At 65.0% G+C, this 20,270-nt stretch carries 16 protein-coding genes and 1 pseudogene; 8 read left to right on the plus strand and 9 right to left on the minus strand.

The features are described from left to right. Nucleotides 1-530: 530 nt before the first annotated feature. The 3 genes from AC0L3J_RS24480 to AC0L3J_RS24490 all read left to right on the plus strand — a co-directional run bounded on the left by AC0L3J_RS24480 (nucleotide 531) and on the right by AC0L3J_RS24490 (nucleotide 5,870). Nucleotides 531-1,610: a calcium:cation antiporter gene (locus AC0L3J_RS24480; protein ID WP_473348579.1), complete on the plus strand. Its 1,080-nt coding sequence runs from the start codon at nucleotides 531-533 to the stop codon at nucleotides 1,608-1,610. A 61-nt stretch (nucleotides 1,611-1,671) separates the two neighbouring features. Further along, the gene (locus tag AC0L3J_RS24485; RefSeq protein ID WP_473348580.1) at nucleotides 1,672-2,784 is read left to right on the plus strand and encodes an efflux RND transporter periplasmic adaptor subunit; all 1,113 of its coding nucleotides are present in this window, start codon (nucleotides 1,672-1,674) and stop codon (nucleotides 2,782-2,784) included. Continuing rightward, the gene (locus tag AC0L3J_RS24490; protein WP_473348581.1) at nucleotides 2,781-5,870 is read left to right on the plus strand and encodes an efflux RND transporter permease subunit; all 3,090 of its coding nucleotides are present in this window, start codon (nucleotides 2,781-2,783) and stop codon (nucleotides 5,868-5,870) included. The genes AC0L3J_RS24485 and AC0L3J_RS24490 overlap by 4 nt, the downstream gene beginning before the upstream one ends. A gap of 68 nt (nucleotides 5,871-5,938) precedes the next feature. On the opposite strand, the gene chrA is transcribed toward AC0L3J_RS24490, so the two are convergent. Further along, nucleotides 5,939-7,324, minus strand: coding sequence for a chromate efflux transporter (gene chrA, locus AC0L3J_RS24495; protein ID WP_473348582.1), 1,386 nt, complete (start codon nucleotides 7,322-7,324; stop codon nucleotides 5,939-5,941). Next, nucleotides 7,324-8,142 carry a chromate resistance protein ChrB domain-containing protein gene (locus tag AC0L3J_RS24500; protein ID WP_026233570.1) on the minus strand — a complete coding sequence of 273 codons (819 nt, stop codon included), beginning with the start codon at nucleotides 8,140-8,142 and terminating at the stop codon, nucleotides 7,324-7,326. Before AC0L3J_RS24500 ends, chrA begins: the two co-directional genes overlap by 1 nt. Nucleotides 8,143-8,337: 195 nt before the next feature. Between AC0L3J_RS24500 and dmeF the strand changes: the two genes are divergently transcribed. From dmeF to AC0L3J_RS24515, 3 genes are all read left to right on the plus strand, one after another. Continuing rightward, nucleotides 8,338-9,288 carry a CDF family Co(II)/Ni(II) efflux transporter DmeF gene (gene dmeF, locus AC0L3J_RS24505; RefSeq protein WP_473348583.1) on the plus strand — a complete coding sequence of 317 codons (951 nt, stop codon included), beginning with the start codon at nucleotides 8,338-8,340 and terminating at the stop codon, nucleotides 9,286-9,288. 78 nt (nucleotides 9,289-9,366) lie between these two features. Next, on the plus strand, nucleotides 9,367-10,197 hold the full coding sequence (locus AC0L3J_RS24510) for an N-acyl homoserine lactonase family protein (RefSeq protein ID WP_473348584.1): 831 nt from the start codon (nucleotides 9,367-9,369) through the stop codon (nucleotides 10,195-10,197). An 83-nt stretch (nucleotides 10,198-10,280) separates the two neighbouring features. After that, nucleotides 10,281-11,159, plus strand: coding sequence for a DMT family transporter (locus tag AC0L3J_RS24515; RefSeq protein ID WP_473348585.1), 879 nt, complete (start codon nucleotides 10,281-10,283; stop codon nucleotides 11,157-11,159). On the opposite strand, the gene AC0L3J_RS24520 is transcribed toward AC0L3J_RS24515, so the two are convergent. Together AC0L3J_RS24520 and AC0L3J_RS24525 are read right to left on the minus strand one after the other, a co-directional pair. After that, on the minus strand, nucleotides 11,156-11,347 hold the full coding sequence (locus AC0L3J_RS24520; protein ID WP_473348586.1) for a hypothetical protein: 192 nt from the start codon (nucleotides 11,345-11,347) through the stop codon (nucleotides 11,156-11,158). The genes AC0L3J_RS24515 and AC0L3J_RS24520 overlap by 4 nt on opposite strands. Before the next feature lie 31 nt (nucleotides 11,348-11,378). Then, nucleotides 11,379-12,536, minus strand: a complete 1,158-nt coding sequence (locus AC0L3J_RS24525) for an MFS transporter (protein WP_473348587.1) — start codon at nucleotides 12,534-12,536, stop codon at nucleotides 11,379-11,381. Between the two features lie 163 nt (nucleotides 12,537-12,699). On the opposite strand from AC0L3J_RS24525, the pseudogene AC0L3J_RS24530 reads away from it, so the two are divergent. Further along, nucleotides 12,700-13,961: pseudogene (locus AC0L3J_RS24530) on the plus strand (adenylate/guanylate cyclase domain-containing protein). A 114-nt stretch (nucleotides 13,962-14,075) separates the two neighbouring features. On the opposite strand, the gene AC0L3J_RS24535 reads toward AC0L3J_RS24530, so the two are convergent. Then, nucleotides 14,076-15,320 carry an MFS transporter gene (locus AC0L3J_RS24535; protein ID WP_473348588.1) on the minus strand — a complete coding sequence of 415 codons (1,245 nt, stop codon included), beginning with the start codon at nucleotides 15,318-15,320 and terminating at the stop codon, nucleotides 14,076-14,078. Nucleotides 15,321-15,488: 168 nt separating this feature from the next. Between AC0L3J_RS24535 and AC0L3J_RS24540 the strand changes: the two genes are divergently transcribed. Continuing rightward, nucleotides 15,489-16,841: an Nramp family divalent metal transporter gene (locus AC0L3J_RS24540; RefSeq protein WP_473348589.1), complete on the plus strand. Its 1,353-nt coding sequence runs from the start codon at nucleotides 15,489-15,491 to the stop codon at nucleotides 16,839-16,841. A gap of 21 nt (nucleotides 16,842-16,862) precedes the next feature. On the opposite strand, the gene AC0L3J_RS24545 is transcribed toward AC0L3J_RS24540, so the two are convergent. The 4 genes from AC0L3J_RS24545 to hemB form a co-directional block, all read right to left on the minus strand. Further along, nucleotides 16,863-17,348, minus strand: a complete 486-nt coding sequence (locus AC0L3J_RS24545) for a hypothetical protein (RefSeq protein WP_473348590.1) — start codon at nucleotides 17,346-17,348, stop codon at nucleotides 16,863-16,865. Nucleotides 17,349-17,384: 36 nt separating this feature from the next. Further along, nucleotides 17,385-18,161 (minus strand): arginyltransferase, encoded by a 777-nt coding sequence (locus AC0L3J_RS24550; RefSeq protein ID WP_007603416.1) that lies wholly within the window; start codon nucleotides 18,159-18,161, stop codon nucleotides 17,385-17,387. Between the two features lie 148 nt (nucleotides 18,162-18,309). Then, complete coding sequence (locus AC0L3J_RS24555) at nucleotides 18,310-18,843, minus strand: RDD family protein (RefSeq protein ID WP_473279231.1); 534 nt, start codon at nucleotides 18,841-18,843, stop codon at nucleotides 18,310-18,312. Between the two features lie 296 nt (nucleotides 18,844-19,139). Further along, a complete protein-coding gene (gene hemB, locus AC0L3J_RS24560; RefSeq protein ID WP_473348591.1) occupies nucleotides 19,140-20,201 on the minus strand; it encodes a porphobilinogen synthase in 1,062 nt (353 codons plus the stop codon). Nucleotides 20,202-20,270: the final 69 nt, after the last annotated feature.

The raw sequence follows: 20,270 nt of genomic DNA on the forward strand, positions 1-20,270 counted from the left end.
CCACATCACCGCAGGACTTGACGCACAGACCCCGGGCGTCAGGACCACACGACTTGTTCGTCCGCGCACGTCCTCGCATGTCGCTTCGAGTGCTGGCGTGTGCTCGCACCCGAAACCATGCGAAGACGCTGTCGGCATCGTGTCGTAGGCACGAAAGCCTGTGCTCACGGTTTCCCGCCCTGCAAGGCTCGCCGTGCCCGACGCCGTCGCGTCCATCGCTACCCAACCCGCGGTTCATGACGATCGCGATCCGCCCCTTGTCTCGGGCCAGGGTGTGTCGCTTGTACGACAAATCCGAATTTCGGTAAAGTGGAATATTTTTGCCGGGTGCACTTGACTGGCCAAGGCGGCACACTTTCGCAGTGTTTCGCCTTTGGCGCACCGCGCTCCAGGGAGGCGTCTGGAGCTATCCGCCAGAAGCAACATTGTTCCGAAATTGTGATGCGATGTCTTTTGGCCATGCCATTTCCTGAGTATGATGCAACTGAAGAGCCCCACACCTAGCGGGGACACGTTCAGGGAGAGTCGCCATGGCTGTAGCAGGGACAGCTCGGTGGACGTGGATTTGGCCAGGGCTGGCGTGGGGCGTCCTGTTGATCAGTTTCGTTCTCGGCAAAGGCGGGGTCATCGACGCCGCCGCCGGAGCGGCTCTGTTCGGCACGGTCTTCGCCGCCGTGTATCACGCCGAGGTGGTCGCTCACCGCGTCGGCGAGCCGTTCGGCACGCTGATCCTGGCGTTGGCCGTGACGGTGATCGAGACGGCGCTCATCGTCTCGGTGATGATCGGCGCGCCTGCCGAGAAGGCCGGGCTGGCCCGCGACACGGTTTTCGCGGCAGTCATGATCGTCTGTAACGGCATCGTAGGTGCTTGTCTGCTGTGGGGCGGCGTGCGCCACCATGAACAGGGCTTCCAGGCGCAAGGCGCCAGTGCCGCTCTCGCCGTGCTGGTGGCTCTCACCAGCCTCACGATGGTGCTTCCGAACCTTGCAGCCCAAGAGCTCGGTCCGCTGTACAACACCTCGCAGCTCATCTTTGCCGCGCTTGCGTCCTTGATTCTGTACCTCGCGTTCGTCTTCGTTCAGACGGTCAGACACCGTGACTATTTCCTAGCCGCGAAAGGTGCCGCGGCCGACGAGCATTCGCCTCCTCCGGACAAGGGAACGACCAGCCTGAGTGCCGCTCTCCTCGTCGTCTCCCTTGTGGCCGTCGTGGGGCTTGCGAAAGTCCTTACCCCCAGCGTGGAGCGCGCTATCGATTATCTCCAGGTCCCTAAGGCAGTCGTCGGCACGATCATCGCCGCACTCGTTCTTCTTCCGGAGGCAGTGGCGGCCATCAAGGCGGCGCAAAGCGACCGGCTTCAGACCAGTCTCAACCTCGCCCTCGGCTCGGCGCTCGCGACCATCGGCCTGACCATTCCCGCCGTCGCGGCTGTCTCGATCGTCATGGGATATCGGCTCGAACTCGGGTTGGACATAAAGGATTTGGGGCTGCTCATGCTCACGCTGCTGTTGAGTGTCATCACACTCGGCACCGGGCGGACCACGGTGCTGCAGGGCGTCGTGCATCTGGTCATCTTCGCCGCGTTTCTGTTTTTCGCGGTAGTGCCGTGAGCTCGCGGAACGACGCCGCCAGGCCGAAGGATCAAATTCGATAGGATTCGAGGAGCGCTCGATGATCCGACATCTTACGCGATTTGGCATCTTGACGCTCCTTGTCGTCGGCTTGCAGGGCTGCGGGGAAAAGAAGGAGGCGAGCGAACAGCCGGTCCGCGGTCTGCGCGCCTACAAGGTGGCCGCGACGGCGGAAAGCCGCGTTCGGCGCTTCCCGAGCGTTCTGCAGCCGGCCGACGTCAGCAGCCTCTCCTTCGAGATCGGGGGCCAGCTGAAGGCCGTCGGCCTCACCGTCGGCCAGAAGGTGCAACTCGGCGACGTTCTTGCCGAAATCGATCCGAGATCGCTGCAGAGCCAGGTGGACCAGGCCAGCGCGGGCGTGCAGCAGGCGCAGGCGCAGCTCGACAACGCCCAGTCCGATTTCCAGCGCAAGGAAGAACTCCTCAAGCGCGGCGTCGCGACCCAGGCGGCTTTCGAGCAGTCTAACGCCACCTTGCTCAGCTCGAGAGCCCAGCTCGACCAGGCGCGCCGCCAGCTCGAATTGGCCGATCAGAACCTTGATCGCAGCAAGCTGCTGGCTCCCTTCGCCGGGACCATCGCTCGCGTGGAGGTCAAATCCTTCGCGCAGGTCGCTGCGGGGCAGCCGGTCGCTACCCTCTACAGCGACGACAGCTTCGAAATGTCCTTTCTGGTGCCGGCCGCGACCTTCCAGAGCCTGAAGGTCGGGCAGAAGGTGGCCATCAAGGTCGCCGATAAGCCCGATCTTCCGCTCAAGGGCGAGATCAGGGAGCTCGGGTCCAAAGCCGAGCAGGTATCGGCGTTCCCGGTTGTGGTCAGGCTGGACAACAATGCCCCTGGTCTGAACGCCGGTATGTCGGTCGAGGTCGCGATCGAAGAACCGTTGGTCGTGGGCCGCAGCGGGTTTCTCGTTCCGCTCACCGTGCTGGTGCCCGAAGGCGGAAAGGTCCTGCAGAACACCGGTACGGTGTTTCGCTACGACGTGGCAAGTTCGACGGTGAAGAAGAGCACCGTCATCGTTGGCGGAATCCGGGACAATCGTCTCGTCGTGGTGGAGGGCGTCAAGCTTGGGGACGTCCTGGCCTCGGCAGGGGTGTCCTACCTCTCGGACGGACAAAAGGTGAAGCTGCTTCCGTTCGAGGAGGCGGGGCCGTGAATCTTCTCACCCGGTTCGGTCTGGCGCGGTCCCGATTCACGATCATGGCCATGATCGGTCTGCTGATTGCCGGCATCGGGCTCTATCCGAACTTCCCTAAACGCGAAGACCCGGTCATCGTCATCCGGACAGCGGTTGTGTCGGCCCTTTTTCCGGGCATGGCGCCCGAGCGAATGGAGAATCTGGTCGCCGTTCCCGTCGAGCGAAAAGTACGCGAACTCGCTGAGGTCAAGGACATCCGAACGCTTGCCGGCGAAGGATCCCTGACCATCTATGTCGACCTGAAGGACGAAATCGCGAACGTCAACGCCACCTGGCAGCGACTGCGCGACAAGATGGCCGACGCCAAGATCGAGCTGCCCGATGGGGTGGTCGGACCGTTCGTCAACAGCGACTTCGGCGATGTCGCAATCGCGACCATCGCCATCACAGGGGAAGGCTTTTCCCCCCGCGAACTGAAGGACGCGGCCGAGGACTTTCGGAAGAAGCTCTACCAGATCGCGGGAATCTCCAAGGTCGAGCTTCACGGCGTGCAGGACGAACGGGTTTGGCTCGAGCTCGATACCCGAAAGATGGCCGCGATCGGCGTTCAGGTCAACGCGTTGATCAAGGATCTCCAGGGACAGAATGTCGTGCTGCCGTCCGGCAACATCAACGCCGACGGCACGCGCCTTCTGCTCGAGACCTCCGGCGATTTTCCAAACGTGCGGGCGATCGAGACCATGCTCACGCGGGTCGGGACCACCGACAGTCTGGTTCGGCTTGCCGATATCGTCACGGTCCGCCGAGACTACGTCTCCCCGAAGGTCAAGCCGATCTATTTCAATGGTCGTCCCGCCGTGGTCCTCAGCGTCATTATGCAGCCGGACCAGGACGTCACGCAGCTTGGAGTCAAGCTCCGTGCGGCCGCAGGCGACTATGAGGAGCGCCTTCCGATCGGCTACGCCGTCTCTTTCGCGACCTACCAGGCCGATCAGGTCAGCGCCTCCGTCAATTCCGCCCTCTCGAGTGTGGCCCAGACTTTCGTCGTCGTGGCAGTGCTGGTGATCGTTTTTCTGGGCCTGCGGGCGGGCACTATCGCGGCGATGATCGTTCCCTTCGCCGTGATGTTTTCGTTGATCGGCATGCGGGCGCTGGGGATCGCGCTGGAGCAGGTCTCGATCGCGGCGATCATCATCGCGCTCGGTCTCCTGGTCGACAATGGCGTCGTCATCGTCGAGGACATCGTCAGCCGGATCGGCCGCGGAGTGCCTCCCGAGGAGGCCGGCCTAGCCTCCGGAGAGCAGTATGCGCTGCCGCTCCTGATCTCCTCGATCACCACCATCGCTGCGTTCTTGCCGCTCATGCTGCTATCGGGCGCGTCTGGCGAGTATGCGTTTTCGCTGGCGGCCGTGGTGGCGCTCACGCTCGGCGGCTCCTGGATCACGGCGATGTACATTCTTCCCGCCCTGACCGTGTGGCTGATCGGCCGGCGGACCGGATCTGCTGAGGAGGATGCGGCGCCGTCTCGCCTGCAGCGGCTCTATGCCTCCGCGCTCGGCTCGGCCTTGCGCTTCTCTCCTGTCGTCCTGGCCGGTTGCATTGCGCTCGTCGTAATTGCGCTTACTCAATTCCCGCGCATCCCGAAGGAGATGTTTCCGCTCAGCGAACGTAGCCAATTCCTGATCTACATGAATATGCCTGACGGGACCGACATCTCGCAAACGGAAGATCGCGCGCGCGAGATCGAACGGTGGCTCGGGGACAGAAGGGCCAATCCGGAGATCTCCAGCGAAATCCTGTACGTGGGTGACGGCGGGCCGAGATTCTATCTCACTCTGACCCCAGTCCCGCCGGATCCGGCGTCCGCGTTCTTCCTTGTCAACACGACGGACTACCAGGCTGCGGTGCGTGCGGCCGATCGTGCCTGGAAATATCTTTATGCCAATCACCCGGAAGCAAGCTTCAAGATCAAGCGGCTGGCGATGGGAGCCGTCGAATCGGGCGTCGTGGAGCTGGAGATATCGGGCCCGGACGGTGACCGGCTGCTCGCGTTCAGCGAACGGGTTCGATCCCTGTTGCAGGCGGCGCCGAACGTCCGTGAGAACGATGACGACTGGGGCAACAAGATCGTCAAGGTGGTCGTCGAGATCGACCAGGACCGTGCGCGCCAGCTTGGAGTCACCTCTGAGGAAGTCACTCGGCTCCTGAACACGTATTTCACCGGCACCGCGGTGTCGATCTACCGGGAAGGCGATAACTCGATCCCGATCGTGCTGCGCGCCGGCGCGTACACCTCGCAGAGCTTGGAAGGCCTCACCAGCGCCACCTTCGCAAAGAGCGGCGGCCTCATCTCGCTGGCGCAGGTCGCGAGGCTAAAGCCGGGCTTCGACTTCGCGCGGATCCGCCGCAAGAACCAGGAACGGACGATCACCGTGACGGCCCGCAGCACCTCCCTGACGGCCGGGCAGCTTTTGGAAACGATTCAGCCCAGACTCAACGAGATGGACATGACTGGGGGATATCACGTGACCGTCGGCGGCGAGATCCAGAAAAGCGCGGAGACGAACCAGAAGCTCGGCGGGGGCTTTCCGATCGCACTTGCCGTGATGGTGCTGGCGATCATCCTGCAGTTCAACTCCTTCCGGCGCACGCTTCTGACGTTCATGAGCATACCGCTCATCCTGATTGGGATTCCGTTCGGCCTGCTGGCGGCCGGACAACCGCTCTCGTTCTTCGGCACCCTCGGCATCATCAGCCTGTCGGGCATCATCATCAACAACGCCATCGTTCTGATCGATCAGATCGATATCGAGCGAGAGACGCTTCCGCTGCGGGAAGCCATCGTAGCTGCGTCGGGAAAGCGTCTTCGTCCGATCCTCCTGACGTCGGCCACCACGGTCCTTGGGCTCGCACCCATGGCCATCTCCGGCGGCGCGTTGTGGCAACCCATGGCGGTGCTCATGATGTCCGGGCTTGCAGTCGCCTCGCTCCTGACCCTGTTCTTCGTTCCGGCTGGATATTTCGTGCTTTTTGGGATTCCTTCTCCCGGAGGCAAGAAAGCCGTTTTCAAATTCAGTGCCGGTCCTAGCTCACGTTCCGGTTGACGCAGCCGAACTCGGCGTGGCCCATTTTGCGACCTCATGGAGGCAGCCTTTAAGCCGATGCTTGGAGGCTAAATCAGCCCCGCCAACCTTAGCGTCACGCCCGCGGCGCAACTGCCGGCCAGCACCGTCAGCATCCCCAGCTTGAAGCGGAAGATCGCGGTTGCGGCCGCGATCGACAGCACGAGCGCAGGGATATCGACGCTAGTCAGCACCGGCATGTCGAAGGCAAACGGGAAAGTGTGTACCGGCACGGTGTCGCGGAACAGCGTGTGCAGCGCGAACCAGATCGAGAGGTTGAGGATCACGCCGACGACGGCAGCCGTGATGGCACTGAGCGCACCGCCGAGGCCCTTGTTGCCGCGCAGACGTTCGACGTAGGGGGCGCCTACGAAAATCCAGAGGAAGCAAGGCGTGAAGGTGACCCAGGTCGCGAGCAATCCGCCCAAGGTAGCCGCGAGCATCGGCGACAGGCCGCTGGCGTCGCGGTAGGCGGCCATGAAGCCCACGAACTGAAGCACCATGATCAGCGGGCCCGGCGTGGTCTCGGCCATGCCGAGGCCGTCGAGCATCTCGTGCGGCTTGAGCCAGTGATAGTGCTCGACCGCCTGCTGGGCGACATAGGCCAGCACCGCATAGGCGCCGCCGAAGGTGACCAGCGCCATTTTTGAGAAGAACAGCGCGATGTGACTGAAGACGTTGTCCTGTCCAACAGCGAGCAACAGCGCGATCACCGGCACCAGCCACAGCGCAAGCCACAACGCGCCGACCCGGATCGCGCGCGCGGAGTTGGGGCGTACATGCTCGGGCACGGCGTCGCCGAGCATGCTGTCGATCACGGCGCTGCTGCCGCCAGGGCCGTGACCGGCCGGCGCGAATTCCGGACGGCCCTGTTTGGCGCCGATATATCCGATGATGCCTGCGGCGATGATGATGACCGGGAAGGGGATCGCGAAGAAGAAAATCGCGACGAAGGCGATCGCGGCAAGCGCGATCATGATGCGGTTCTTCAGCGCGCGCTTGCCGACGCGCACCACGGCCTCGACGACGATGGCGAGCACGGCGGCCTTCAACCCGAAGAACAGCGCCTCGACGAAGCTGACATTGCCGAAGGCGGCGTAGACGTAGCTCAGGCCCATGATGGCGATGATGCCGGGCAGGATGAACAGCCCGCCCGCCATCAGCCCGCCGGCGGTGCGATGCATCAGCCAGCCGATATAGGTCGCGAGCTGCTGCGCCTCCGGGCCCGGCAAGAGCATGCAATAGTTCAGCGCGTGGAGGAAACGCGCTTCCGAGATCCAGTTCTTTTCCTCGACCAGGATGCGGTGCATCACCGCGATCTGGCCCGCGGGCCCCCCAAAACTCAGGCAGGCGACGCGGAGCCAGACGCGAAAGGCTTCGCTGAAGCTGACGCCGTGACCGGCATCAGCTCCTGCTTCGATCGTACGGGTATCCATCAAGCCTTCGCCTTGTTGGTCGGCCAGTTGTGGGTCTCGGACGTGGCGTCACGGCACCACCGGTAGAACGCGTCGTAGAGCAGCATGCCGGCCTCGAGCTGTTCGAGGTCGTCATCATACATCCGCGACAGCCCGAGCGAAGCCGCGAGCAGGCCGGGGGCCTCCGGCGCAAGGTCGGGCCGCCCGGTGTCGGCGCCGCGCACCAGCGTTGCGAGCCGGAGCAGCGCCGGCGCGGCAATCCCGAACTCCTCGATCATCACGTCGAAGGTGCAGAGCTCGCCACGGTGGCTCCAGAACACGTTCTCAATGTCGAACGGGGCTGCCTTGAATCGTTCGCCGACGGCAACCACTTCGGACGGAGCCACGAATAGGAAAACCGCGTTTGGATCGACGAAGCGGCGGATCAGCCAGGGGCAGGCGATGCGGTCGACCTTGGGCCGCGCCCGCGTCACCCAGACGGTGCGTCCCTTGGCGTCGCGCGGCGGCAGCTTGCGGGTGTCGAGCAGCGGCAGCTTTGCGTCCTTCCAGCCCTCGAAGCCGCCTTCCAGCGTCTCGGCCTGGACCCCAAGCTGCCTGAGCCAGGCCGCCGTGCCCTGCGCCAGCTTTGCGCCGCGCAGGCAGGAGACGATGGCGGTGCGGCCGGCGAATTCGGCACCCCATTCCGGAACATTGTCGTGGCTGAGCTTGATCGAACCTGGGATCAAGCGCCGGTCGGCGGCAAAATCCTCGTCGGTGCGCACGTCGATCAGGGCAGGGGCGTTCGCCGTGCCGATCAGCCGTGCCAGTTTGTCAGATGATATCGTCGTGTAGGAAGACATGATGCGCCCTCGTGAAAAACAACGGGACGCGATACTTGGGCATGTCGCCTCGTGGGGAGATCGCTCAAATCCCCATGGCCTTCATTACACCGAAACGGCACCTACCTGTCAATCGGCTCATTCCGGCGATTTTGCCCAGAAGACTCGCAGGTCTATATTAGGGGTCAACGGCCCGGACCTTTCGGAGACTTTGCGATGCATTCCCATTCCATCGAACAATGGACCCATGACCACGCCTTTCTGGGCGACAAGCACGACGAGAACGAGCGGCGCACCTGGCTCGTCGTCATCCTGACGCTGGTCATGATGGTCGGCGAGATCGTCGCCGGCTCGCTGTTCGGCTCGATGGCACTGCTCGCCGACGGATGGCACATGGGCACGCATGCGGCGGCGCTGGGGATTGCCGCGTTCGCGTATCGCTTTGCGCGGCGGCACCTGGGGAGCTCGCATTTCAGCTTCGGCACCGGCAAGTTCGGCGATCTCGCCGCCTTCGCCAGCGCGATCATCCTCGGCCTGATCGCGGTCGAGATCGCCTATGAGAGCGTGCTGCGGCTGATCACGCCAGTGCCGATCGTCTATGGCGAGGCGATCGTGGTCGCTGCCCTTGGCCTGTGCGTCAACCTCGCCAGTGCCTGGCTGCTCCGCGATAACCATGGTCATCATCATCACGGCCATGCGCATGATGATCACGATGATCATGACCATGATCATCACCGCCATCATCACGACAACAATCTCCGCGCGGCCTACGTCCACGTCATGGCGGACGCGGCGACCTCGGTGCTGGCGATCGCCGCGCTCGTGATCGCCATGTATTCGGGATGGGCCTGGGCCGATCCGGCGGTCGGCCTGATCGGCAGCGCCGTGATCGCAAGCTGGGCGTTCGGCCTGATCAAGACATCAGGCGCGGTGCTGCTCGACGTGCGCGCCGACGAGAAGCTCGAGCGTGTGATCCGGGCGCGTATGGAGATCGGCGACGACCGCGTCACCGATCTGCATCTGTGGCAGGTCGGCCCCGGCCATTGCGCCGTGCTGGTGTCGGTGGTCTCGGACAAGCCGAAGCAGCCGGCGGTCTATAAGAAGCGGCTCGCCGGGCTGAAGGGCCTCAGCCACGTCACCGTCGAGGTCGAGACCTGCCCGCACTGAAGCGGTCTGCGGGAATTCTGCGAACGGACCGGGGTTGACCCTCGGTCACAGCCGACAATGGCTGCAAGGGAGGAACGAATGACGTCAAGGATCACGCTCGCTCTCACCGTCGCCGCGCTTGCTCTGTCCGGCCATGCGGCGCTGGCGCAATCGGAAAAGACCGGTGTCGAAAAGCTCTACGTGCTCAATTGCGGGGAGGGCACCGCCGGCGATATCTCGCGCTGGACGCCCGGCCTCAACGAGGGCAAGACGATGGACTTCGTCGACAGCTGCTATCTCGTCAAGCACGCCAAGGGCTGGTTCCTGTGGGATACCGGCATCGCCGACGCAGTCGCCGCGATGCCCAATGGACTTACGCCCGCCGATCCCAAGGCGGTGACCTGGCGCCGGCCGAAGACGCTTGCCGCCCAGCTCGAACAGCTTGGCCTCAAGCCCGGTGACGTCAAGATGATGGCGGTCTCGCACACCCATCCCGACCACACCGGCAATGTCGAGCTATTCCCGCAGGCCACGCTCTACGTGCAGAAGGCCGAGTATGACTGGCCCGGCGCCAACAACGAGCCGCGATTCAAGCCGACACATCCGGTCGAGCTGCTTGCGGGCGACAAGGACGTGTTTGGCGACGGCAGCGTGACCATCCTGTCGACGCCCGGCCATACGCCGGGACACCAATCGCTGCTGGTGAAGCTGCCGAAGACCGGCGCGGTGGTGCTGTCGGGCGATGCGGTGCACTTCAAAGACAATTGGGACAATCGCCGTGTGCCCAGCATGAACGCCAACAAGGACCAGAGCACGGCCTCGATGCAGAAGATCGCCGACACGCTCGGGAAGGAGAAGGCGCAGCTCTGGATCAACCACGACAAGGTCCAGCGCGACAGCCAGAAGATGTCGCCGGAGTTTTACGACTAACTTCCCGCGACGCCCCTGTTGCCACTACGGTGGCAGCAGGGGCGTGCTAGCGCCCTCAGCAGGCTCCGCAACGGGAGACGATTGTGGGTGAGTGGGCCGGGGTTGCGATCGCGCTGGCGTCGAGCAGCCTTGGCGGCACTGCCGCGGCGATCACCCGCTATCTGGTCGGCGGCGCCGATCCGATCCTGCTCGCGATCCTGCGCTGGGGGATCGGCTTTCTCTGCCTGCTGCCGTGCGCGGTTCTGCTCGGCGTGCGCTGGCCGCAGCGGTCCGACTGGCCGGCCGTGGCGCTGCTCGGCATCTGTTTTTTCGGCCTGTTCTTCATCCTCTACAACATCGCGGTGTCCTACACGACCGCCGCGCGCGCCAGTCTCGCGCTGGCGACGCTGCCGCTCCACACCATGGTGGTCGGCGCCATCCTCGGCGTCGAGCGGCTGACGGCGCGCAAGATCATCGGTGTCGGCATCGCGGTGTTCGGCGTGGCGGCGGCGCTGGCCGCGGGTCTGGCGCAAAGCCCGCCCGGGGCCTGGCGCGGCGAGCTGATCATGACCGGTGCCGTGTTCTGCATGGCGTTCTACAACGTGCTGTCGCGGCCGCTGATGCAGCGCTCCAGCCCGCTCGGCTTTCTCACGGTCGGCATGGGTTCGGGCGCCGCCGTGCTGGTGCTCGCGGGTCTGGTGAAAGGCAGTTTCGCAGCGCTCGAGCACTTCACGACGGCGCAGTGGATTGCCGGAATTTATCTGGGCATCGGCGGCGGTGCGCTCGCCTTCATCCTCTGGGTCATGGCGCTGGCGCGCGCCACGCCGACCCGGGTCGCCAATACCATGACGGTCAACCCGATTGCGGCCACCTTGCTCGCCGCGCTGCTGATCGGCGAGCCGATCACGCCAAATCTCCTGATCGGGCTGGTCGCCGTGTTCGCCGGCATCTGGATCGCGACCAGCGAAACGAAGCCGGCTTAGCTGCGCGGCGCGGTCGCGGCGGGCGGACTCGCGTCCGGCGTCTTCTTCGGCTTCAGCGAGCCGGCGTAGAAGGAGATTAGCCAGACCAGGATGATGGCGAGGAGATAGACACCCCAGGCCTGCGGTGGCGTGGTCGCCCAGCGCAGGAGGCCTTTGAATGTGCGGGGCGGGCGCGTGTCTTCGGTCATGCTCCGCTTGTGCGCGAAAGCTCCGGCCCGGTCAATCCGGCCGCGGTTGCGCGCGGATCATGAACAGCGCGGCCAGCGCCGAGAGGCTGAGCGCGGAGGAGACGATCAGCACCTTGGCGCCCATGACGTCGATGAGCAGGCCGAAGGCCAGCGGCGCCACGGCCTGCGCCATCCGTGCCGGCGCGCCGATGATGCCGAGGCGATAGCCGAAATCCTTGGGGCCGAAAATCGACAGCGGCAGCGTGCCGCGCGCGATTGTCAAAATACCGTTGCCGGAGCCGTGGAATAGCGCAAACGCACTGGCCGCGGCGCCGCCGAAGATCGCAACGACCACCGCGCCGATCGGGTGGGTGAGGCAGGCGAGCCGCGTCGACCATAGCGGATGAAAGCGGCTGAGGAAGCCCGCTTCCAGAACCCGCGCGGCCACTTGCGCCGGGCCGATCAGCGCACCGGCCGCGATCGCCTCGACCGGCGTCGCGCCTGTGGTCTCCAGGATGCGCGGGAAATGCGCGGCCATCGCGCCGGTGACGGTCCAGACCGCCGCAAAGATGAAGGCGAGCAGCACCATGGTGCGGTCGAGCGGCAGATGCGGCTTCTCTGCCGCCGCCTTAGCTTGCTTGGCGCCCTTGATCGTCGGCAGCAAGAAGAAGTTGAGCGGCAGGCCGATCAGGATATTGGCAGCGGCCCAGGCAAAGCAGGTGTCGCGCCAGCCGATATGGGCGAGGCCCCAGGCGGTGAGCGGCCAGCCGACGGTCGATGCAAAGCCCGCCATCAGCGTGATGCCGGTGATCGGCCTGCGCGCCTCGGTGCCGTAGATCCGGCCGAGCGCGGCGAAGGCGGCGTCGTAGAGCCCCATCGCCATGCCGATGCCGAGCACCAGCCAGGCCAGCGCCATCACCGCCACCGATTGCGAGAGGCCGAGCAGAACGAGGCCGGCGGCGATCGTCAGGTTCGACACCGAGAGGACCTGCCGGCCGCCGACGAGATCGATCTGTCGCCCGATGCGCGGGCCGAGCAGTGCCGAAATCACCAGCGAGGCCGAGAAAGCGCCAAAGACCCAGTTGGAGGAGATGCCGAGATCGCGTGCCATGGGATCGGCGAGCAGCGCCGGCAGATAGTAGCTCGAGGCCCAGGCCAGGGTCTGCGTGGTACCGAGCGCCAGGATTATCGGAAGCTGGCGCTGGCTCATATCCCCGTATTTCTGATCGGCGGTGTCATCGTTCGCATTTGCCGCCCGCGGCGGGAGCGCGTCAACAGCGTCCGCGACATATGCGACCTGCCGCGGGTGGGAGCCTTGACGCAAGGTCAGCGCGCCGCCTTTCGCTCGTCACGAATGCACGGCATAATGGCGCATGCAATTGACCTCGCGCCTTGCGTTGATGAACTGGTTGGCCGGCCAGGGGCTCACCGGCCTGCCCGAACCCGAACTGCTGCGCGGCTTCTGCGAGCGCTGCCGCGCCGAGGGGCTGGAACTCTCGCGTGGGCTTGTCGTGATCGATACGCTGCACCCGATCTACGAGGGACGCGCCTTCCGCTGGAGCGATACGCCGACCAACGAGAGCGACGTCGTGGAATACGGCTCGACGGCCGAGGGCGACGCGGCCAACAATTGGCGCCGCTCGGTGTTCTATCATCTGCTCGAGCATGGTCACGACGAGATGGTGATCGATCTCGCCGACGCGCCCTCGCTCGACTTTTCGCAGATCGGCGAGCTCGCCGAAACGGGGCACCGCCATTTCCTGGCCTTTGTGCACCGCTTCGGGGAGACCGGCGCGCTCGGGCAGATGGACTGCCTCTACTCCTCATGGACAACGCGACGCGAGGTTGGCTTTACCGACGCGCCGAGCTCACGGCGCTGCGCGATCTCGTGCCGGTGCTGGGGCTCGCGATCAAGTCGGCGCAGCAGGTCGACATCGCGCGCACGCTCGGCCGCGTCTATCTCGGACGCGATGCCTCAGAGCAGGTCTTGAGCGGACGCATCTCGCGCGGCGTCACCGAGCGCATTAACGCCGTGCTCTGGTATTCGGATCTGCGCGGCTCGACCGGAATCAGCGAGAGCATCGGCCCCGACGAGATCATCCCGTTCCTCAACGACTATGCGCAGGCCGTGATCGATGCGATCCACGACGCCGGCGGGGACGTGCTGAAGCTGATCGGCGACGGCGTGCTCGCGATGTTCACCGGCGAGGACATGGCGCATGCCCGGCGCGCGGCGCTGCGCGCCGAGCATTTATTCCGCAAAAACGTCGCGGCGCTGAACCTGCGGCGGGGCGCCGAGGGCCGTCCCACCACGTCCGCCTATATCGGCTTGCATGTCGGCGAGGTCTTCTACGGCAATATCGGCAGCGAGGACCGGCTCGACTTCACCGTGGTCGGTCCGACCGTGAACGAGGTCAGCCGCATCGCCTCGATGAGCCGTTCGGTCGATCGAGAGCTGCTGGCCTCGGCGGAGTTCTACAAGGGCCTCGACGCCGCCGGCCGGCGCTACCTCGTCTCCACCGGCCGCTACGCGCTGCGTGGCATCGGCCGCGCGCAGGATCTCTACACGCTCGATCCCGAGGTGGACGCGAGCGAGCCGGTGACGGGGAGCTACGAGCGGTATCTGGCAGGCTAGGCTAGCTGCTTCAACATATTCCGTCATTGCGAGGAGCTCTTGCGACGAAGCAATCCAGACTGTCTCCGCGGACGGATTCTGGATTGCTTCGCTTCGCTCGCAATGACGGTGCGGCTAACACCGCGCCGCCACCTCGTCGCCCACCATGTCCGGCTGCCGGTCCAGCGCCACCGCGGACGAGAGCCAGATCACCAGCGCCTGCACGCCGAACACGGCCGCGGCGAGATAGAGGCAGGCTTCCGCGCTCCAGAGGCCGCCGACGATCGCACCCAGCGCCGAGCCGACCGGGCGGGCGCCGTAGCTCATGATGTTGATGGCGGAGACGCGGCCGAGCAGGCGAGGCGGCGTCACCGATTGGCGCAGCGTCGTGGTCGAGATCACCCACAGGATCGGCCCGACGCCGAGCAGGAAGAAGCTCAAGGCCGCAAGCCAGGGCGAGGGGACCAGCACCGTCAGCGCCATCACCATTGCGGCGACGAAGCCGGTGACGGGGCCGAGGCCGACAACCGTGCCGAACGCGATGCGCTTCATCACGCGCGTGGCGAACAGCGCGCCGATCACCATGCCGACGCCGTACATGGTCAGCACGGCGCCAACACCGGCAGCCGTCAGGCCGAGGTGACGTACGGCGTAGGGCACGAACACCGCGATCTGCAGAAACCATCCGGTGTTGAAGATGAACTGGGTGATGAAGACCGGCCGCAGCAGCGGATGGTGAAACACGAAGGCCGCGCCCTCGCGGATGTCCTGAAACGGATGCCGCCGTGCGGCCGGCGTGCGGGCGGGCTCGTAGATGCCCGAGAGCAGCACGACGGCGATCGCCGATAGCGCGGCCGCAAAGCCGAAGGCCGGGCTCGCGCCCCACCACCCGACCAGCACGCCGCCGAGCGCAGGGCCGCTGGCGAAGGCGATGGTGCGTGCGAGCTCGATCCGCGCATTGGCCGCCGGCAACAGGTCCGAACTCACCAGCGAGGGCACCAGTGCCGGCGCGGCCACGCTGTAGACGACGGTGCCGCAAACGGCGGCAAAGCCGAGCAGCGCCAGCAGTGGCAGATTGAGCGCGCCGAGTGCGAGCAGCAGCACGATCGCAGCGAGGGCCGCGGCCCGCAGCGCCTCGGCGCCCGCCATCAGCGAGCGGCGGGAGATGCGGTCGGCCAGCAGGCCGGCGGGGATGGCGAAGAGGACGAAGGGCAGGGTCAGCGCGGTCTGGAGCAGGCCCGTCTGGCCTTCGGCGACGCCGAGCGTCAGCACCGCGACGATGGGGGCCGCGGCCAGCGCGATCTGTTCGGCCGACTGTGCCGCCAAATTGGACCAGGCGAGGCGGTTGAATGTCTCGGGGAGGCGCGGGGGATTTGACATGGCTCATTTCCTGCAAAGTCGAGTCGGCGCCACTATCCGCCTCGGAGGACGGCCAAACCCACCCGCTTCCCGACAGGGGCAACGAATAGCGACCGCCACCGGAACGCACCCGGCTAGATGCAGTTGCAAATGAGTTGCAATAAGGCTCGACTTCGGTATTCTCGCCCCATGGATGCTCGCTCTCCCGATCTGACCCGAGACGCCGCCGGCTGGCGCAATGATGCGCCCGTGACCAAGAGCCTGGCCGAGGTGAATGCCTCGGTCGCCCTCCCCATCGCGGGGGTGTGGTGGCGGCGCCTGCTCGCCTTTGTCGGCCCGGGCTATCTGGTCTCGGTCGGCTACATGGACCCGGGCAATTGGGCGACCGACCTCGCCGGAGGGTCCAAGTTCGGCTACACGCTGCTCTCCGTCATTCTGCTCTCGAATTTGATGGCGATCCTGCTGCAATCACTGGCGGCACGGCTCGGCATCGTCACCGACCGCGACCTGGCGCAGGCCTGCCGCGCGACCTATTCGCCGGCCGTGAACTTCATGCTGTGGCTCGCCTGCGAGGCGGCGATCATCGCCTGCGATCTCGCCGAGGTCATCGGCACGGCGATCGCCCTAAAACTGCTGTTCGGCATTCCCCTGATCGGCGGCGCGCTGATCGCCGCACTGGATGCCTTTTTGCTGCTCATCCTGATGAACCGCGGCTTCCGTTTCCTCGAAGCCTTCGTCATCGCGCTGCTCGTCGTGATCGCAGTCTGCTTCACCGTCCAGCTTGCCGCGGCCGCACCACCGGTTGCCGAGATGCTGAGGGGATTTGTGCCGAAGACCGAGATCTTCACCAACCCCGAGATGCTCTACATCGCGATCGGCATCATCGGCGCCACCGTGATGCCGCATAATCTGTATCTGCACTCCTCGATCGTGCAGACACGCGCTTATGAGCGCAACGACACCGGCCGGCGCGAGGCGATCAAATGGGCGACGACGGATTCGACCGTCGCCCTGATGCTGGCGCTGTTCATCAATGCCGCGATCCTCGTCGTGGCTGCCGCAACCTTCCACAAGAGCGGCCATTCCGACGTCGCCGAGATCGGCCAGGCCTTCGAGCTGCTGTCTCCGTTGCTCGGGCTCGGCATCGCCTCGACACTGTTCGCAGTGGCGTTGCTCGCCTCGGGCCTCAACTCGACCGTGACCGCGACGCTGGCCGGCCAGATCGTGATGGAGGGTTTTCTCGACCTGCGCCTGCCGAGCTGGGCGCGCCGGCTGCTGACCCGCGGCATTGCCATCATCCCCGTCATTATCGTCACCGCGATCTACGGCGAACGCGGCACGGCGGATTTGCTGGTGTTCAGCCAGGTCGTGCTGTCGATGCAGCTGCCTTTCGCCGTGATCCCGCTGGTCCGCTTCGTCTCCGACCGCCGCAAGATGGGCAAGTTCGCGATTCCAACGTGGGTCGCCGCGATCGCGTGGATCGTCGCCGGCATCATCGTGGTTTTGAATCTGAAGCTGCTGGCGGATACGCTGTTCGGGTGAGAGCGCTTGCGAGCGTGGCCGCTAACAAAGGCCGCTCATGTGCTTGAACTTCCAGAGCGACGGCAATCCTTGCGGACTGGATTTCGGCACGTAGCCCCGCAACGTCGTCTTCGGTCCCTTCTGCTTGAACTCGTCGATCCCGCATGATGTCGGGCCCTCGTACACGCTCACCGTCACGACATAGAAATCGGGAAGAACGCCGACGATCCGGGCTTCGGATTCGACGTCGGCGTTCGGGCGCCGCCATGTGTGAATGATCTTGCGGCCAGGCTCGGGCTTGTCGAACAAGGGCAGGTCTGGTGCGAAGAGATCGGCGACCTCGCCAATCTGGGCGACCGGCTGGCCGTAGTTCTTGAGGAACGTGAGCAGCTTCGGGGCGGGAAGCGTCACCGCGATACAACGGCCAAAATACTCTTTGTGGCCGGCGTCACAGGCATGAGCGTCGACGCTCGACGGCATGATCAACGAGAGTGCGACCAGGACAGAAATTGCAGACGGCAAGCGCATGCCTGTGCTCACCGCGCGACGTCGAACCACCGTTTCCTAGTCCTGCGGCTCGGAGGCCGCATCGCCCTGTGCGTCGATGCGCAGCCAGCCTGACGGCGCGAGGCGCTGCTGCGGCAGGAAGCGGGCCTTGTAGTCCATCTTCTTGGAGCCCTCGATCCAGTAGCCGAGATAGACGTAAGGCAATCCCTGCCGGCGAGCGCGGGCGATGTGGTCGAGGATCATGAAGGTGCCCATCGAGCGGCTGACCTCGCCGGGCTCGAAGAACGAATAGACCATCGACAGGCCGTCGCTGAGCACGTCGGTCAGCGCGACCGCGATCAGCTCCTCGCCGCGGCCGGTGATGCCGCTGTCGGGACCACGCTTGCGGTACTCGATGATACGGGTCTCGACGTGGCTGTCCTCGACCATCATGGCGTAGTCGAGCACGGTCATGTCGGCCATGCCGCCATGGCGGTGACGGGAATCGAGATAGGCACGGAACACGGAATATTGCTCGGAGGTCGGCACCGCGCTGCGCTGCTCGCCGATAATGTCGGCGTTGCGCGCGATCACCTTGCGGAAGTTGCGGGAGGGGCGGAACTCGTTGGCGATCACCCGGACCGAGACGCAGGCGCGACACTGGTCACAGGCGGGACGGTAGGCGATCGACTGGCTGCGACGGAAGCCGCCGTGGGTCAGGAGGTCGTTGAGGTCACCGGCGCGCTCACCTACGAGGTGCGTAAACACCTTGCGCTCGTGCCGGCCCGGCAGATAGGGGCAGGGGGAGGGCGCCGTGAGGTAAAACTGTGGGGTGTCGCGCGAGTGCTGGGTCAAGGGACGTCGTGGGCCTCCAAAATGTGCGTCAGCATCGCGCTACGAAAGCCCCCGGTCAATCGGTCTACTCGGCAGGTCAGGTCGGACAGCATAGCGGGTCCAGGTTGATAGGTTCTTGATCCGGGGTCGTTGATCAGCAGGTCGCTGATCAGTAGGTCCTGGCGCCTTGAGGCACCGGCGCACGAACGGAATTGTTGATCACGACCGTTCCCAGCACGAAATCCTGCAGCAAGCGCCTGCGGCCGTTGAACAGGCCGACCAGGACGACGAAAGGCGACAGGAACGACACGGTCACCCAGAACAGCACCGCGTGGGTGGCGCCCAGCACGAAATAGCCGGGCGCGCCGTACCAGGTGCGCAACTCAAGATCCATCACGCGCATGCCGATGGTCGCGGACGACGGACCGCCGATGCAGGCGCCGTAATAGACGATGGCCCAGATCACGGAGGCCGGCCACGCCAGCCAGAACAGCGCCCAGCCGATGCCGAGCGTGACCACGCCGAACACCGCGATGAAGAGGTAGCCGAGGATCACCGGCACCGAGATCACGACCATGTCGATCAGGAAGGCGAACACCCGCCGCGTCGCAACGCCGCGGAACAGTTCCGGGTGCAGATAGGGATCGTATGCGTGAGCCGCACCATCACTGCGCCAAGCATTGCCCGAGTCCGAATACGACATGACCGTCCTCCCGAGGGGAAACTCCCGTGGCAGCACATGGGAATAGGCCGTCCGCGTGCCAAGGGTGCCGCGATTAACAAGCCGAAATATTCCGGCGATTCGGGGGCGGCGGAGGTGGGGGGAAAAGGGCGCGCCGCCACACGAATAGTGTCGTCCCGGCGAAGGCCCGGACCCATAACCACGCAAAGCAGTTTGGCGAAGGCTCAGGGGTTGATCGCTTCCCCGGTACCAATACCCCGCGCGCCCGATAGATCACGCGGTATGGGTCCCGGCCTGCGCCGGGACGACATTGGGGCTTACCCCTGCGCGCGCAGCTTCTCCGCCGCCTTCGGTGCGAAATAGCTCAGCACACCGTCGGCGCCGGCGCGCTTGAAGGCGAGCAGGCTCTCCATCATGGCGCGCTCGCCGTCGAGCCAGCCGTTGTTGGCAGCGGCCGCGATCATCGCGTATTCGCCGGAGACCTGGTAGGCGAAAGTCGGCATCGCGAACGTGTCCTTCACGCGGCGGACGACGTCGAGATAGGGCATGCCGGGCTTGACCATCACCATGTCGGCGCCCTCGGCGATGTCGAGCTCGACCTCGCGCAGCGCCTCGTCGGTGTTGGCGCTGTCCATCTGGTAGGTGCGCTTGTCGCCGGTGAGCGTCTTGGCCGAGCCGATGGCGTCGCGGAACGGACCGTAGAAGGCGGAGGCGTATTTTGCGGCATAGGCCATGATCTGCACGTCAAGAAGCCCGGTGCGATCCAAGCCCTCGCGGATCGCAGCGACGCGGCCGTCCATCATGTCGGAGGGCGCGATGATGTCGCAGCCGGCTTCGGCCTGCACCAGGGCCTGACGCACCAGCACGGCGACCGTCTCGTCGTTCAGGATCTTGCCGTCGGAGATCAGGCCGTCATGGCCGTGACTGGTGAAGGGATCGAGCGCGACGTCGCAGAGAACGCCGATCTCCGGAAACTCCTTCTTGATCGCGCGCACCGCCTGGCAGACCAAATTGTTCGGGTTGGTGGCTTCCGAGCCGTCCTCGTCGCGCAGGGATGGGTCGGTGTAGGGAAACAGCGCGAGGCAGGGGATGGTGAGCTTCATTGCGCGCTCGGCGTCGCGCACGGCCTGGTCGACGCTGAGGCGCTCGACGCCCGGCATCGAGGCAATCTGCTCGCGCTTGTTGTTGCCGTCGATCAGAAACAGCGGCCAGATCAGATCGTCGGTGGTGAGCACGTTCTCGCGCACCATACGCCGGGCCCATTCGGCCTTGCGGTTGCGGCGCGGGCGGACGGTCAGATCGAGGGCAGGGGAGGCCCCAGTGCCATCCCGGCGCGAGACCTCGCGCAATTCGATCGGACGTCCGTATTTGATCGCCATCACTCTTCCTCCGGCTGGAATTATTCTTATACCAGCTCGCATGGTTCCCGTCACCGCGGCTTGACCTGT

It is taken from the genome of Bradyrhizobium sp. Kon37 (genome assembly GCF_055807535.1).

Bases quoted from the DNA above. Each gene is read 5' to 3' on its own strand.
- AC0L3J_RS24480 (WP_473348579.1), top strand. From the start codon at position 531: ATGGCTGTAGCAGGGACAGCTCGGTGGACGTGGATTTGGCCAGGGCTG.
- AC0L3J_RS24485 (WP_473348580.1), top strand. From the start codon at position 1,672: ATGATCCGACATCTTACGCGATTTGGCATCTTGACGCTCCTTGTCGTC.
- chrA (WP_473348582.1), bottom strand. From the start codon at position 7,324: ATGGATACCCGTACGATCGAAGCAGGAGCTGATGCCGGTCACGGCGTC.
- AC0L3J_RS24500 (WP_026233570.1), bottom strand. From the start codon at position 8,142: ATGTCTTCCTACACGACGATATCATCTGACAAACTGGCACGGCTGATC.
- dmeF (WP_473348583.1), top strand. From the start codon at position 8,338: ATGCATTCCCATTCCATCGAACAATGGACCCATGACCACGCCTTTCTG.
- AC0L3J_RS24510 (WP_473348584.1), top strand. From the start codon at position 9,367: ATGACGTCAAGGATCACGCTCGCTCTCACCGTCGCCGCGCTTGCTCTG.
- AC0L3J_RS24520 (WP_473348586.1), bottom strand. From the start codon at position 11,347: ATGACCGAAGACACGCGCCCGCCCCGCACATTCAAAGGCCTCCTGCGC.
- AC0L3J_RS24525 (WP_473348587.1), bottom strand. From the start codon at position 12,536: ATGAGCCAGCGCCAGCTTCCGATAATCCTGGCGCTCGGTACCACGCAG.
- AC0L3J_RS24535 (WP_473348588.1), bottom strand. From the start codon at position 15,320: ATGTCAAATCCCCCGCGCCTCCCCGAGACATTCAACCGCCTCGCCTGG.
- AC0L3J_RS24540 (WP_473348589.1), top strand. From the start codon at position 15,489: ATGGATGCTCGCTCTCCCGATCTGACCCGAGACGCCGCCGGCTGGCGC.
- AC0L3J_RS24545 (WP_473348590.1), bottom strand. From the start codon at position 17,348: ATGCGCTTGCCGTCTGCAATTTCTGTCCTGGTCGCACTCTCGTTGATC.
- AC0L3J_RS24555 (WP_473279231.1), bottom strand. From the start codon at position 18,843: ATGTCGTATTCGGACTCGGGCAATGCTTGGCGCAGTGATGGTGCGGCT.
- hemB (WP_473348591.1), bottom strand. From the start codon at position 20,201: ATGGCGATCAAATACGGACGTCCGATCGAATTGCGCGAGGTCTCGCGC.